A 16218-nucleotide genomic window follows, 5' to 3' on the forward strand; every position below is an offset into this window, starting at 1 on the left:
ATTTGATATGGGTTTATAGGGAAGTCGCTATACTTTTGGAGGAGGAAAAGAAAGCTTGATATGCGGTTTTTTATACGTTTTCAAGCGGTACTCTAAATCGTTTCCCTCAAAACCAATACTGTAGGCAGATAAGGGGTTCTTTATTTCTAAAACTATAAAATCTTTTTCGCTATTCTTTTCTTGACTTTTCTCCTTCTCTTCTTCTGAAGCTGTATAAAACATAGAAACATCTATGTTATCATCAATAAAAATCATTACCGTAGGCGTTACTACAATTAACATGAATATAGAAACTAATAAAACGGCGATAGTGCTTCTTAACATTGCGAGTTATACTATTAAAAAACTAAATATAATACATATTTATTAAGCTTTTTAAAACTCTTTAAATATTTTTATATCCTTTGGAAGAAATACAGTCCGTTTTTCATTGGAAGGTTTTACTATATTCCAGTAATATTATAATGTCGTGCACTTATGCTTTCGAACCTTTATTTAGCCTAAAAATCTATTTACTTTTTAAAATTTACTCTCCTTTAATTTTATTTTTCTATTTAAAAAACGACTCTAGATTTATTGGCACAAAAAAACCTCAATAACAAGATTTATCGTGTTATTAAGGCTTTAATACAACGTGAATTTTCTTTAAGCCGTCAGTTCTTTTTTAGATTTCAAATTATAATTAGCTATGTTATCTTTCAGTCCTAAACTATCTAAAGACACTTCACCTTTAGAATTAAAGATAGTTTTATCTGAGGCTACAAAAACAACACCTTCATAGTTTTTATGAACTAAACCTGTTACATTATTTCCAAGAAACTTCGGTTTTTTTCGCTCTCTTTCTCCAAGAATAATCATATCCGGTTGGGACGTTTTAATATAATTTTTAATTTCATTTTTAACATTCCCATACGCAAAGGTTGTCTTGATTTCGATATTATTCTCTTTGGATATAGGGTTAACCAAATCTTTTAGTTTTTGTTCTGTCGTTTTAGAAACTTCCGCAATTGTACTAATGGCTGACAAAGGATCTTCTGTTTGTGCAACCTCTGTGGCTGATTTCGCGTAAAAAACCTCAACGTTTGCCCCAATTTCATTCGATAATTTAGCAGCATATCTTAAAGCTTGAGCAGACTTTTCTCTTAAATTTGAAAGCACTAATATTTTATAATGGTTATTTTTCATAATGTTTGTTTTTAGGTTTTAATATTTAAAGCATTAATTTCTAGCCATTTCAAGGGTTTGTTGTATTTCTATTTTTTTAGTTAAAGACACGCTCTTTTCTTCAATCCAATTATAATTTTTTGAATATGTTTTAATTTGATTCGAATCACTGCTATCCATCACTTTTAAATACATCCATTCATTATCCAATAACATCTGTAAGTGTTTGTTATCTCTAATAATAGATTCAACTCGTTCTAAAGGTGCATGGATAATGGTAGTTAATCTTAATGGTTGATGGTACATTTCAGTATCTGAAGATTTTAAAGATTGTAACGGTAATCCCATTTTTAAATCACCTCCGTTACCTTGAACCACTCCAAAATGTCCTGTAATATTATGCGTTACTTTAGAACCCCCACCGAACTTATCATTGTCAACAGTACTGAAATAATAATGATTGTTAATCCATTGTGTTACAACCATTGGTCCGCCCATAATACCGGCTAATGCCTTTCCTTCTGGGTCTAGTTTCCAGTTATAGGAGTGCATAAAACATCTACCATCTAAATTACTGGACGCTGTTAATTTTCTTGAGCCAACAATAAAGGCAGCATTTTTGGCTAATCCCCATTCTGGGCGTGTTTCTCCCCAGTTTATAGCTTTAGTTTCAGCTAGTTTTACACTATTATAAGAAACACCTAAACGTTCGGCGGTTGCGGTTTCTTGAGCCTTACCAAGGTTTTCTTTTAACTGCTTTAATTTGGTATTATGTGTCTCAGGTACTTGACTATCAAACAACACAATTTCATCGGTAGTGGTGTTATGTTCAGCACCGATAAAAACAGTCTCCTCAGGAATTTGAATATTATACGACGTAGCCAGTACTTGTCTTACTTCCTTTTCATTGGCTAACGCTGCTAATAATCTTGCGTTGTGCCTTCCAGGATTAGCAGCACAAGCACCACAATCTAAACTGGATGCAAAAGGATTATTTGCCGTTTGACTCCCATGACCAACAAACAGCACTAAAGGTGCAAATTGCTCCCATCCCATTAAATCGAAACCAGATTTTACAATAGCAACTTTTTCATCAATAGCAATAGTTTTATGCTCATGGCCATTGTATGTAATTTGAGGTTCACAAAAGGATTCATAGTCTTGTTTATTACTATGCTTCACTTTTAAAAAAGATTTTGGAATAAAAGACTGCGCTACTAAAGACAGCCCATAGAATGCCCCAGAGCCCTCTACAAAGCCAAAGGACGATGGCAACATATTTTTAAGTCTTTTTAAGATACGTAACTTAGATTTTTCAATCTTTTTATTGCGCTTAAAAGCTTCATTTTCAGATGACGTATTTGCAACAGGTGCCTCAGAAATCTTATAAGGTGATCCTACAATGGGAGGACAGGATTTTACACTGATATCCTCTTTATAATGCTGATAATCGGCTGCAATACCGAAGAAACCAGCATAACCAAAAGTTTCATAATTCCCTGAGGCTTCTACATGCCGACGTATCAATTCTGAACGTGTATCGATACAAAATACCATTTGAGCATCAGGTACTTCTGTTTGCGTGTTTAAGTTTGTACTATTCTCAACTAAATTTGAAACCAGCTTGTTTTGAAAGCTTTTTTCCCATGCTTTTAACCATACATGTTTTAGAGCTTTAATTTCTGACTTTTGATTCGTTTTTGGTGCCATCTCAAACGAAAAGCCCAAATGATTTGCAATGGTTAATCTTACAGCTAAATAATCTTCAATAGTTATTGGGAAATGTTGCTGCCACACTGTATTAGTATCTGCTCTATGCTTAATATATCCGGTCCATCCCGGTAATGCTGAAATATGAGATGTAAATACCTCGTTGTAATTTGAAATATTATGGGCACTCAATACTTGCTCTAACGCATCAACACTTTCATCTGGCACATGTTTTAAGCTTGGTTTTCCAATGTCCTTATCATAACTAGCTAAATTTTTCCATGCCTTGAAGAAGCCTTTTTCCTTATTTGGCATTTGCCATTCTGCCATACCTTCATCCATAAATGCCGCTAACCATTTGGTCATTATTACATCCAGCTTTGACGTTGAAGGTAAAGGCGTATTGTTATCCTGTTCCATTTGAATCAAATACGCTTCAGGATTCTCAAGACAATTGGCTTCTTTTAGCATTTCCTCTAAAACTGCTCTGTCTATATCGTGATTTTCCAAGGCTGTTCTGTACAAAGAAGCACTCGGGTATGATTTTGATTTTAAGTAGTGTGCTGCCTCTGTAACCGCTTCATTAAAAGGTAATTTTTCATACCCTGACAATGGATTAGATGCTACAAAAGAGTATAATGGCCATGTGGTACCTATAAGTTGTGATGCGGCTTCTACACTTAAAAGTATTTGTTCTCTCTTGGTCATAACTTATTTTGTTTTAAAGGAAACTACAGATTTATTTAACGGTTGTGATACATTCATTAGCTTAACATAAAGCCAAGGTATTTTTCGATACATGCCAGACAGCATGATATGAAATGCCACTAAGAATACAATTCCAAAAATGATATGTACTGGCGTTAAAGCAGTAGGCACATTTGCCATTGGAACATCATACATCAACTGTGTTATACCATTAAAGACTAAAGCATACACTCCTACGCCTGCAATGATTAAAATTGGTGTTATTATTAGTTTCTTTATACCTGCAATATTCGCATGGTTTAGGATGTTATACACCACTTGCCCAACGGTTATGGCTACGATAAAGGTTAAAAACAAACCGCTATCCAAAGTGATACCTTTTCCTGTTAGAAACCCGAAAAACACACCTCCTAAAATTGCAGATAGTGTAATAACGACGATTTGTACAGGCTTTATAATTATAGTTTCTGGAGGTTTAGGCAATGAGTTTTTAACCTCCTCTCCTGCGGTTAGAAATAAATAGGCTTTATAAAATCCGTGAAGGATAAGGTGCGTAATTGCTGCAGTAAAAAACCCAAGTCCACATTGCATTACCATAAAACTCATTTGTGCAATGGTGGAACATGCAAGTTTTTGTTTTACATTAACCTGTAGTAGTTTACTAAACTGCGCTACAATTGCTGTAAGACCACCAATGATGAATATTAGTAACAAGATATTTGCCTTGAAAAGTACCGGAGCAAAAAGAGTGAGTAATATCCCTGCACCGTTTACGAATCCCGCATGCATTAATGCTGATGCAGGAGTTGGAGATGTCATTGCTGATAATAACCATCTGTGGAAAGGAAATATAGCAGACTGAATAATAGCCGCGACAAAAATGAACAATGAAGCGAGTGTAATTTGCCATTGTACACCGTTTTCTAAACTTGCTAAAATTTCTGTTCTAGTAAATGCACCTGTGGTATACGTCAACAAAACTATACCTAGTGCAAAACACAGCGCTCCACCAAAATAGTTAGTTCTTGCAAATTTTGATGCGTGTTGCGCCTCTTTCCATTCAGAATCAATTCCAATGAGTTTGGACATGATTAATCCCATTAAAAACCAAAATAATACCATAAGTACTACATGGTTGGAAATCACAAACTGCATTACCGATAATGAAAATGCCAAACAAAGCAATAAGAATTGATTTTGTAGTTTGAAACCTTTCATGTAATTAGCGGAATACATCTGAACTATGCCGCTAAAGAATGACACTACTGTCCAAATTACTACACTGAAACCATTAATTTGAATCCATCCGTCAAAGTTCCATGTTGGGAAATTTGAAAAATAGTACGCTACTAATGCAGCGTTTAGTAAAAAGATGGACCATGTAAGAGGAATTAAAACTTTTGATAGGGTAGATCTTTTGTTTAATTGATCTAATTGATTTGCTTTCATAAGAAATAAAAATCTTTTTTAGTTTTATTTGAATGATTCGACACAGATATATCAAAATCTGGTGCAAATGTTAAAAAACTATCTCATTGATTTTTATTTATATATTAAATATTAATCATAAACAAAATTTATGGTTTTATTTAAACCTATGTGATTAAAGGGATTCAGAGATGAAGCCTTCTAAATTTAGAATTTCTTTTATTTGAATTTTTTAGGAAGTGAACTATTGAAATCTCTTATTTTTCTTGAAATATGCTATTTCGCCTTTAAATACAGGAAGATAGCATGACTATTAGAGATTGCCTATTTATTAGTTGATTTGAGAGTATTAGGAATGTTTAGTAGAAGTCAGTCAGCCCCTTATGCGGCTAAAAGTCATCTAAACGTTTAATATCCTCGCTTACTATCCATCCTGTTTTACCATCAACAAGCTTAATCTTTTTCCAATTATTTACGGTATCAAGTATTTGCACCTTGGTACCTTCGTGCAACCTGAAAGACTCTTCGCTTCTCAAGTTAGGCTCAGTTTTTACTTGAGATTCTTGAGCAAATACGATAGCCGGATTATCCTTTTTATCCAAATCGTACTTGTTAAAAGCTAACGCCAAAGCTATGCATAATGACAATAAACAGACAACACTAGCGATAAAGGTAATACGCTTTTTCACTGAGGAATATGAAAAATAATAGAGTAAAACCAAAATAACGTATACAATGGCACAAGCCACCGCAATTTTAGCCCAAGTATCAAAATTAAAGGTATTGGTAACACGCTTTATCAACTTTGAAAAACCTACTTCTGGCACATCCTCAATGGCATCAATAGTCATATTATTTGCATACGCTAGGTTATTTCTTATATCCTTATCTTTTGGCTTTAGGCGTAATGCTTTTTCAAAATAGTAAATACTTGGCGCAACATTATTAAGCTTGTAATGGGCATTTCCAAGATTATAGTACAACTCTGGGGAATGTTTATCAGTTTCTAAGATCGCCATGTATTTATCAATGGCTTCAGCATATTTGCCTTCGTTATACAAAGTATTCCCTTCTTCAAAAAGTGCGTTGTTTTGAGCTTCAACTTTAGTAAAACATAGCAGAACAACTAATATGTACATAATATGTTTCATCCTAACGTGCCTGTTTATCAATTAAAGAAATAGTTTTTGCCGCCTTTTGGTAATCTTCCTGCATAGTAACGTTTGTAATTGGCGTATAACGTGCCAATTCGCAGTTTTCAAAAATGGCAATAAAATCAGTTACTACATCAGTTTCCACACCTCTTTCTATGAGTAAGCTCTGTATCCTATCTTTACTTAACTCACTAGTTTCAATATGTAATTTTGCCTTAAGATAATTATGTAATGCCTTTTCTAGAGCTTCATAAAAGGCTTCTTTTTTGCCTAATTCTCTTTTGGCTCCTTTTAAATATTTTCGTGCCAGTCTATCAGCTTTTCTTCTCTTGTTCCCAACTACATCAGCATCTCTTGTTGCCTTTTTTCGTCTTACAACAATGGCCAAAGGAATAACTAAAAAAGGCCCTAATAGTAGACTCCAAAATAATTTAGTCTTAAAAAAGTACTCTTTTTTCTTAGGAGTGAAATCTGTTTTGGTTTTTATAAATGCAAATTGGTTGCTAGCAGTTTTTATTTGTTGCTTTACAACATTGGTTGTGTTATTTGACGCATTGGATGCATTATTTATTGGACCGTCCAATACATCTATTATAATTTCTTCAGAAGACAAACGCTTATAACTTTCGGTTTTCAAATCGAAATATGAGAACGAAATACTTGGAATGGGATACTTCCCTTTATACTGTGGTACTATAGTATAATTATCGGAAATACTTCCTTGCATACCTCGGGATGTGGTGCTAACGTTTTCCTTATGCTCAGGCTCATACACTTCTAAAGAGCTTGGTAAATTCATTTTAGGTAAATTAAATAGCTTCAAATTTCCTTTCCCTCGCACTTCAACCTTGGCTTGCAACGATTCTGTTGCATCCAACTCTGTTTTTGAAGTAGTAACTTTAAAACTAAAATCGCCTACGGCACCACTAAAATCGGCTGGCTTCCCAGCTTCTGGTAATGGTTTTACATTAATCGTTCTGTTTCCAGCTGACACTGTTCTACTCACTCTGGTCATTAAACGACTTCCAAAAATATCGCGTCTATTGGTTGGTACTTGTACCGATACGTTTAGGGTTAGTGGCTCTATATTAAGCTTACCGGTTCGTTGAGGATATAATACGGTTTTTCGTAATACCAAATACCGATAATCTTCGCCTTGATAAGTGCCATTTTGTACACGTTGGCCTTGTGTGTCTATATTCTGACTCCAAAAATCATCATACCTTGGAATGTCTATTTCCCTCCAATTATCAACACCGGTTGTAGGTGCCACATAAAGTTTGTAAACTACAGTGATAGCCTCATTCAAATATGGCGTGGAGTTAGAAACCTCTGCAACTAGATGAATATTATTTGATGCAACATAGCTTGGGTCGTTAGGGTTTTTAGGCTTATCTATTGCGGCGGTAATCTCAACTTTAATAGGTGTAGTTTTATAGATTTCGCCTTCAATTTCTATGGTTGCCTGCCCAATATTAAACACACCTCTCTTTTTGGGTGCTAAAAAATAACTATATGTCTTTTTGTAAGTACGTACACCATTTATCCACGAATTGCTTACCGACTGATTTGGACCACCAATTACAGTAAAGCCGTTGAAACTTGGGGGGTTAAAATTGTCCCCATCCTTATTCATTTCAAAGTCTACCCGTAAACGTTCGTTTACACCAAGTTTTTTCTTGCTAACCTTGGCTTCAAATTTAACCTGTCCAGCAGCAACACTTGTGGCAAGTATTATTAGAAAAATTGTTATGTTCTTAAATGCTTTCATTCTGTTATCACACAACTACAAGGTTATATAATCATTTCGGGCTATTGTCAACTAAGATTGCAAATTTTTTAAACTACCAGTCTTTTTCGGTCTTAACCTTTACACCTTTTTGCTTTTCGGCGTTCATCTTTTCTTGCACCTTTTTCTCCTGATTATTCATAGCTTCTAGCAAACTTTTAATTTGCTGTGGCGATAATTGTCCTGGTTTTGGCTGTGGTTTTTTCTTCTCCTCCTTCTCTTTATCTCCTTTATTTTTATCGTCTTTTTTATCCTCAGGTTTTTTCTCGTCTTTCTTGTCCTCTTCGTCTTTTCCGTCCTCCTTTTTATCGTCTTTATCTTCGTTCTCTTTATTGTCCTGATTCTCCTTATTCTTGTCCTCGTTCTCCTTTTCTTCGTCTTTCTTATCGTCACTATTATCCTTATCGTCCTTATTCTCGTCGTCTTTATTTTCGTCTTCCTGTTGTTTCGCACATTCCTTTGCCAAGGCTAAATTATAACGGGTTTCATCGTCAGAAGGATTATTTCTCAAAGCACTTTTATACGCCTCAACCGCCTCTTTGCACTTTTTATTTTTCATCAAAACGTTGCCCATATTATGAAAAGCTTTGTGCTTCGCTTCTTTTGAAGTCGCTAATTTTGCAGTTTGCTGATGCCGATACAACGCTTCCTCAAAATTGCCTTTTTCATAATAAGAATTCCCTAAATTGTATAAACCCGCAATATTATCCTGCTGTTTCGACAATGCTTTTCTGTATTCCATTTCCGCAGCAACAAAATCTTCATTTACCAATTCATTGGCTTCATAAACATAATTATTTGCTTTTTTCTCAGCCAATAATCGTGCTTTATCCTCTTGTGAAAACCCAAGAAGGGAAATACATGATATGATTAATACAACTAGCTTTTTCATGATTCCTATATTACTTACTCTTTCTAAATTATAAAACCCTGTTTTTTATAGCGTTAAAAAAAATATAAATTTGGGCGTTACCCTCCTTAGGTCGGGTCGGGCTTTCACTACTCAATCCCTCCTTCGTCGGGGATTTTAAACATACCGTTCTATCCCTAACGCGGGCATACCAGCTAAAACCGAGGCTTTCCTTAAAACCCATCTCATCTATAAGTTTTCATTAAATAAATTCAACTTCTTTAACCATGCCGTTTTCCGCTCCAGTAAAAAGATGTCAAGTAACAAAAAGAAAATACCGAAACCCAAAAACCATTGAAACTGATCTTTAAAATCAGCAAATTGTTTGGCTTCAAATTCGGTTTTATCCATTTTGTTCAAAATCTCCCTTATATTTTCAACGACATCATTGGTGATTTTTCCGTTAATGTAGGCTCCATCTGCTTCTGCGGCGATACCTTTTAGAGTCTCTTCATTCAACTTTGTAATCACGGTTTCACCTTGATTATCCTTTTTATAACTTATAACTACACCATTTCTTTTTAGAGGAATTGGGCCTCCTTTTACATCACCAACCCCAATAGTAAAAATGCGGATACCCTCTTCATTGGCATCTTCAGCAACATCAATAGCAGCTTCACTGTGGTCTTCCCCATCTGAAATAATTATTAGTACACGGTTGGTTTGCTCTTCGTCATCAAAATAAGTGGTTGCCAGTTTTATAGCCTCGTTAATCGCTGTTCCTTGCGACGACAACATATCGGTATTCATATTGTTTAGGAACATTTTTGCAGAAGCATAGTCGGTTGTTATCGGCAACTGCGGAAATGCTTTACCTGCATAAGCAATAATCCCAACGCGGTCGCTGGCTAAATTATTGATGATCTGCGTTACCAATTGTTTTGCTTTTTCCAATCGGTTTGGTGCAATATCTTCAGCCAACATACTTTTAGAAACATCAACCGCAAATACAATATCAACACCTTCACGCTTCACAGTTTCTAGCTTAGTTCCAATTTTTGGGTTTACCATAGCTATGGTTAAGCACAGAAACGCTAAACATAACAAAGCAATTTTTAAAACCGATTTAAAAACCGATTTATCAGGGCTTAGTTTTTTCAGCAACTCCTTATCGGCAAATTTCTTTTGTGTTCTATATTTCCAAAATTGAAGCACCAAAAAGAATAGGACGATTACTGGAATAATTCCCAGCGTCCAAAACCATATTTTTTCATCTAATTGATACATATTTCAGTCTCAGTATTCAGTGGCAGTTTACAGTTAGGATTCAAACCTAATTAACCACCTTTTTATTTATTTTAAATTATTATTATAAAATTTCCGCCTTCGCGAAAATGACAAAAACTTATACAAAACTTCTAAAAACAGTAAATCTCAACAGTAACTCTAGCAGCAACAATAATCCTGCTAGCAGCACTAACGGTCTGTATTTTTCTTCGTAATTGTAAAATTTAAATTCCTCAATTTCTGTTTTTTCTAACTTGTTTATTTCCTCATAAATAGCTTCTAACTTTTCATTGTTCGTGGCCCTAAAATATTTACCTCCGGTGGCATCGGCTATTTCTTTAAGCAGTTCTTCATCTATTTCAACTTGAATTCTACCATACTGAAAACGCCCTGTCCTGGAATCAATCGCAACTGGCGATAACGCCATACCATTTGTTCCCAAACCAATAGTATAGGTTTTTATACCATATTCTACTGCCAGTTCACTTGCTGTTCTCGGGTCAATAAATCCTGTATTGTTCACACCATCGGTTAACAAAATGATAACTTTACTTTGGGCTTTGCTATCTTTCAATCTGTTTACCGAAGTAGCCAAACCCATACCGATGGCAGTCCCGCCTTCAATAATAGTATTGTACTTTATACTTTTTAAGGACCGTAATACAATAGCCTTATCACTGGTAATTGGTGTTTTGGTATAGCTTTCCCCTGCGTATTCCACAAGACCAATTCGGTCGTTAGGCCTTCCTTTTATAAACTCTGAAGCTACATCTTTTAGAGCCTCTAATCGATTTGGACTTAAATCTTTCGCCAACATACTTGCCGAAACGTCAATAGCCATCACTATATCAATCCCTCTGGTAGTTTTAGTTTTGCTGGACACATCTACAGTTTGTGGTCTTGCCAAAGCTGTAATTAATAATGCCAATGCCAAGAGTCGTAATACAAAAAGAAAATGTCTCAATTTTGGCAACCATGAATTGGTAACCTTGAACCCTTTTAAACTTGATATTTTCAGTTCTGCGGTTTGCTTTTTGTTTTTGAAAATATACCACGCAATAGCAACTGGCAATAACAGTAGCAACCAAAACAATTCTTTATTTAAAAACTGAATTCCCTCTAGCATTATTCCTCCTCATTTTTAAGTTCAACAGAATTTACTATTCTCTCAACCACATCTTTGGCGTAAGTATCATTAGGATATGTTATTATTATTTGCTGTAATACGTTTTGAGACAAAAATTGTAATAAGACATAATTGCCATCTTGCTCTTTTTTAGTCAGCAAATCACTTGCAGTTAGCGTACCATAGGTTTTTAACCCTTCTGCTCCATTAGGTGTTGTAAATTTGTCTCTAAATACAGTAATATTTTTTGCCCCCTGAGACTCCATACCCTTTATGCTACCTTCCGAAACCTGTTCTAGCTCGATTTTATTTTTGTTTGAACTAGGGAATGTTGTGGTACTTACGGAAACACTAAAAACATCTATCAATGTTCCATATACAAAAGTGGTAGTTTTCACCTTACCTTTTACCTCATCTGGCACTGGCAGTTCAACACGTTTTAAAACTCTTGGTGTAGAAATGGTTATTGGCGGTACACCGTATTGACTTGTAACCCAATCGCCTTCCAATAGTTCTTTACTTTCGTGACCTACAATGGTGTCCTTTACATAATCAAAACCGTATTTTAAGGAAAACCCTGTTAATGCGGCAAGTAGCAGAAACACGCTAATTCCAACTGTTAACCAAATCTTTTTACGCTGCTTTTTGCGCTCTTGCTCTTCACGATATTGCTCATCTAAAAGCTTTTCTTCTTCAGTAGGCTCTGGCAATACCTCTTTTACATGGTCAATTTCTGCATCTATGGTTTTTCTGTCCAATTCAGCTAAAGCCACATCTGGTGCCGACTTTGCAAATTTCACCAAATCGGCTCTTCTTAAAATGCTTTCTAAGTTCTTTATTGTTTCAGCACTTAAATCAATTTGGTTACCATCTTTTAATAAGCGCAGCTTACTTATCAATTCATCCGTAGTACTCTCTAAGGAATGGTCATACACCTTTTCATCTAAATATTTACGAATAATCAGTGTTAATTCTGAATAGTAATCTTTCAACTGTTGATGTTCTAAATAATGACTTTCATCCAGCTTTTGTAATGCCAATTTTGCTCTATCATAAGGTGGCAGTAAGGCAATTTTTTCTTCTTCAGTAAGTGGTTTTTGTCGCCATATAAACCACCATAAAGCTGCTGCAATCACACCAATCACCAAAAGTGTTATCAGCAAATATTTCCACCAATTACCACCACGCTTCTTTACTTCGATAATAGGTTTTATGTCATAAAGCCCCTGTTTGGTAGTATCTACTTCAATATTTCTTACTTCAACCTTTAAGGAATCAGTAAAAAATGTATTGTCGCCAACTATTATTTTTTGACGTGGAATAGTGTAAGCACCAGAATCAAACTGCGTTAAACCATATTTTTTTATTAAGTTGAATTTGTCTTGGTTCGTTACCGTATCTATAGGATAAGACTCAATCATCTCTAAGGGACTAAAGGTTTGCCCTTCTGGAAATACTACTAAACTTGTTGTATCAGTTTCAACTTGAATGTTATAGGTAATTTGTTCTCCAATTTTTATGGAGGTAGAATCGATGGACGATGTAACTTGGGCGAAAGAGAAAAAAGAAAACTGGATAAAAAGAAAAGAAAAAATAACCGACAACGGAAGACCGAAGACAGTGTATTTAGCTTTCATAAATCGTAATTCGTTACTCATAAATCGTTAATCCTTTATCCTCTTCGTTTAAAATAACCCAACAGCTTTTTCACGTAGCTTTCATCAACCCTACAATCAATAACACCAGCTCCAGAGCGTGAAAACGTTTCTTTAAAATAATTCACTTTATCCCTGTAAAACTTAGCGTAATTTTGACGCACCTTTTTTGATGTGGTGTTTACCAACATTAATTCCCCCGTTTCCTCATCCTGCATTTGTACCACACCAAGATTTGGGATGTCTTCCTCGCGCTTATCATAAACCCTTATTCCTGTAACATCATGCTTTCCAGACACTATTTTCATAGTGCGCTCATAATCATCTGCAATAAAATCAGACAATACAAACACAATTGCTTTTTTCTTCATTACATTGGTTAAAAACTTCAATGCTTCCGCAATATTGGTTTGTTTACTTTCTGGCTTAAACTCAATCAACTCACGAATAATACGTAATACATGCGAGCGTCCTTTTTTAGGCGGAATGTATAATTCTATTTGGTCTGAAAACAAAATCAGACCTATTTTATCATTATTCTGCGTTGCTGAAAATGCTAAAGTTGCCGCAATTTCAGTAACGACTTCATTTTTAAATTGCTGTTCTGTACCAAATAACTCCGAACCTGAAATATCCACCATTAACATCATGGTCAATTCCCGTTCCTCTTCAAAAACTTTCACAAAAGGTTCGCTGTAACGTGCAGTAACGTTCCAATCTATATTTCTAACGTCATCTCCAAATTGATACTGTCGTACTTCACTAAAGGTCATACCACGCCCTTTGAAGGTAGAATGGTATTCGCCTCCAAAAATATGATCAGACAACCGTCGTGTCTTAATCTCAATTTTGCGTACTTTCTTTAGTAATTCTTTAGTATCCATCTATTCAGTAAACAGTTTTCAGTCTCAGTTTTCAGTTAGCATTAAACCGTTGAGTCATTTAGTATGCAGCAGAGTAAGCAACTGCCTACTGCCACTGCGCACTGTGAACTATTTAAGGTACTTCTATCTCGTTTACAATTTTGTTTATGATGTCTTCTGAAGTTACATTTTCAGCTTCGGCTTCGTAAGTAATGCCTATTCTATGGCGTAACACATCATGAACCACGGCGCGAACATCCTCTGGAATAACATAACCACGGCGCTTAATAAATGCATAGCACTTTGCTACAGTAGCCAAATTGATGCTACCACGAGGCGACGCTCCAAAAGAAATAAGTGGTTTTAAATCGGTAAGTCTATATTTTTCAGGATATCTAGTAGCAAATATGATATCCAAAATGTATTTCTCAATTTTTTCATCCATGTACACATCTCTCACTGCTTCTTGAGCAGTTAGAATTTGCTTTAAGGACACTACTGGATTCACTTTTTCAAAAGCACCTTTTAAATTGGCGCGGATAATCATTTGCTCTTCATCCAATTTTGGATAATCGATTACCGTTTTCAACATAAAACGGTCTACCTGCGCCTCTGGCAATGGGTAAGTTCCTTCTTGTTCCACTGGGTTTTGCGTTGCCATTACTAAAAATGGCTTGTCTAAGACAAATGTTTCATCACCAATGGTAACTTGCTTTTCCTGCATAGCCTCGAGTAATGCCGACTGCACTTTGGCCGGTGCACGGTTTATCTCATCTGCCAGAACAAAATTGGCAAAAATTGGTCCTTTTTTGATGGAGAAATCGTTCTCCTTCATGTTGTAAATCAGTGTACCAGTAACATCGGCTGGTAATAAATCTGGGGTAAACTGTATTCTACTAAAACTCCCATCAACCGCCTGCGCCAAAGTATTTATCGCTAAAGTTTTCGCTAAACCAGGAACACCTTCAAGCAGAATATGCCCTTGCCCTAAAAGCCCTATCAATAGGCGCTCTACCATGTGTTTTTGCCCAACAATAACTTTGTTCATTTCTAAAGTTAGCAAATCTACAAAGGCACTTTCCTTCTCAATTTTCTCGTTTATAGACTTAATATCAATTGTACTGGTTTCTTCCATCATTTTTTAAGTTTAAGAGATCTATTTATCGCCATTTTTTTAAGCAATGCAAATTGTTAAAATTTTTATTTTAAAGCTGTTAAAAATAGGTTAAAAAAATGGGGCAAATATGATGAAACCTGACTTTAACCAATTATTATGATAAGATTTTCTTAATTAGAAGAAAGATGCGCGAAAAGTACTAAAAAGAAAAAGCAACACATTACTGCATTGCTTCTTCTAATTTTTTTAATATTCAGTATCTATTCCGCAACTAAGGTGATATCGATTACTTTTTCCTCCTCAGGTAATAATGTTACATCTACTTCTTGAGTAATATATCCTGGGGCACTAAACGTGACTTTATAATCCCCTGGAGCAATATTTTCGATGCTGTAAGCGCCATCTGTAGCAGTGGAAACACTTGTGCTGTTAGTGTCGTTTAATGAAACCGAAGCCGTAATATCGCCCACTAAACCTGAAACTGTTCCCTTTATTGAAGCTGGTTTAAGACTTAACACGATGGTTTCATCAATTACTGTAATATCTCCTTTTGTTACGCTAACATCCTGCACTATAGTGTTGTCATAACCAGATGTTTCATCTTTAGGGGCTATTACCACATCATAAGTCCCTTCAGGAACACCCCATAATGCAAATTTACCCATATCGTCAGTGTAAGCAGAAATCACAAAATCATCTTCTGTTTCTGGTGTTCCCATATCATCTACTAAAACAGAAGCCATTGATGGCAAATCACTTGGACTAACCATACCCTGTATAATTCCAGAATTAACTTCTGCACTTGCATAAAGCACAGGCTTCAAAATGATGTTTCCTGAGTTTCCCGCAATTACAACAGATTTCTCAACATCAAAATCAAGAATAAAGTCATAGGCAAAACCTTCTTCAATTTGAGTATTTACCTTCACTTTTAGTCCAGACTGCTGTCCACTTGGCGTCTTTAAATCAAAAGTTTCATCTTCATCATTCTCATCTTTTATTACAATGGTGTTCCCGTCACCTAAAACCAAACGCATTTGAGACAACTCACCTTCAGGGACAGGAAATCTATCCACTAAAACCTTGCTAAAACCTCCCGTAAAATCAAGTAAGTTTACTGTTCCGCTTTCAGCTTCTAAAGACATCCAACCATCATCGTCATTATTGTTATTATCCATTTTAATCATGACGTCAACAATTTCTACATTAACTTCCTCAAAATCTCCAGGTGCATCTACTAATATCACAGAAATCCTTGGAGCCTCTGCACTTATTTTAGTAGATTCTGAATCATCACATGACAGGAAAAATGACAAAAACGTCAATAAAAGAAATACTTTGAAATACTTTGAAAATCTCATACTTTT

The 16218-nt window shown here is 35.4% G+C and carries 13 protein-coding genes; all 13 read right to left on the reverse strand.

The features are described 5' to 3' along the window. Positions 1–27: 27 nt before the first annotated feature. Positions 28–282, reverse strand: coding sequence for a hypothetical protein (locus tag EYD45_RS12035; RefSeq protein ID WP_130964807.1), 255 nt, complete (start codon positions 280–282; stop codon positions 28–30). Positions 283–645: 363 nt separating this feature from the next. Continuing rightward, entirely contained in the window at positions 646–1185 is a 540-nt protein-coding gene (locus tag EYD45_RS12040; RefSeq protein ID WP_130964808.1) for a universal stress protein, read from the reverse strand. A 33-nt stretch (positions 1186–1218) separates the two neighbouring features. After that, complete coding sequence (locus tag EYD45_RS12045; RefSeq protein ID WP_130964809.1) at positions 1219–3582, reverse strand: DUF2309 domain-containing protein; 2364 nt, start codon at positions 3580–3582, stop codon at positions 1219–1221. 3 nt (positions 3583–3585) lie between these two features. Then, the gene (locus tag EYD45_RS12050; RefSeq protein WP_130964810.1) at positions 3586–5031 is read right to left on the reverse strand and encodes a proton-conducting transporter transmembrane domain-containing protein; all 1446 of its coding nucleotides are present in this window, start codon (positions 5029–5031) and stop codon (positions 3586–3588) included. Positions 5032–5399: 368 nt separating this feature from the next. After that, positions 5400–6161 (reverse strand): tetratricopeptide repeat protein, encoded by a 762-nt coding sequence (locus EYD45_RS12055; protein ID WP_130964811.1) that lies wholly within the window; start codon positions 6159–6161, stop codon positions 5400–5402. 1 nt (position 6162) lies between these two features. After that, positions 6163–7935 (reverse strand): BatD family protein, encoded by a 1773-nt coding sequence (locus tag EYD45_RS12060; RefSeq protein ID WP_130964812.1) that lies wholly within the window; start codon positions 7933–7935, stop codon positions 6163–6165. A 73-nt stretch (positions 7936–8008) separates the two neighbouring features. Continuing rightward, a complete protein-coding gene (locus tag EYD45_RS12065; protein ID WP_130964813.1) occupies positions 8009–8845 on the reverse strand; it encodes a tetratricopeptide repeat protein in 837 nt (278 codons plus the stop codon). 207 nt (positions 8846–9052) lie between these two features. Beyond that, positions 9053–10090, reverse strand: coding sequence for a VWA domain-containing protein (locus EYD45_RS12070; protein WP_130964814.1), 1038 nt, complete (start codon positions 10088–10090; stop codon positions 9053–9055). Between the two features lie 118 nt (positions 10091–10208). After that, positions 10209–11216: a vWA domain-containing protein gene (locus EYD45_RS12075; RefSeq protein ID WP_130964815.1), complete on the reverse strand. Its 1008-nt coding sequence runs from the start codon at positions 11214–11216 to the stop codon at positions 10209–10211. Then, entirely contained in the window at positions 11216–12874 is a 1659-nt protein-coding gene (locus tag EYD45_RS12080; RefSeq protein WP_130964816.1) for a hypothetical protein, read from the reverse strand. Before EYD45_RS12080 ends, EYD45_RS12075 begins: the two co-directional genes overlap by 1 nt. 14 nt (positions 12875–12888) lie before the next feature. Further along, positions 12889–13755, reverse strand: coding sequence for a DUF58 domain-containing protein (locus EYD45_RS12085; protein ID WP_130964817.1), 867 nt, complete (start codon positions 13753–13755; stop codon positions 12889–12891). A 112-nt stretch (positions 13756–13867) separates the two neighbouring features. After that, positions 13868–14869 carry an AAA family ATPase gene (locus EYD45_RS12090; protein ID WP_130964851.1) on the reverse strand — a complete coding sequence of 334 codons (1002 nt, stop codon included), beginning with the start codon at positions 14867–14869 and terminating at the stop codon, positions 13868–13870. A 242-nt stretch (positions 14870–15111) separates the two neighbouring features. Then, positions 15112–16212, reverse strand: a complete 1101-nt coding sequence (locus EYD45_RS12095; protein ID WP_130964818.1) for a DUF4382 domain-containing protein — start codon at positions 16210–16212, stop codon at positions 15112–15114. Positions 16213–16218 lie beyond the last annotated feature (6 nt).

The organism is Hyunsoonleella flava, assembly GCF_004310325.1.
Classification (GTDB): Bacteria; Bacteroidota; Bacteroidia; order Flavobacteriales; family Flavobacteriaceae; genus Jejuia; species Jejuia flava.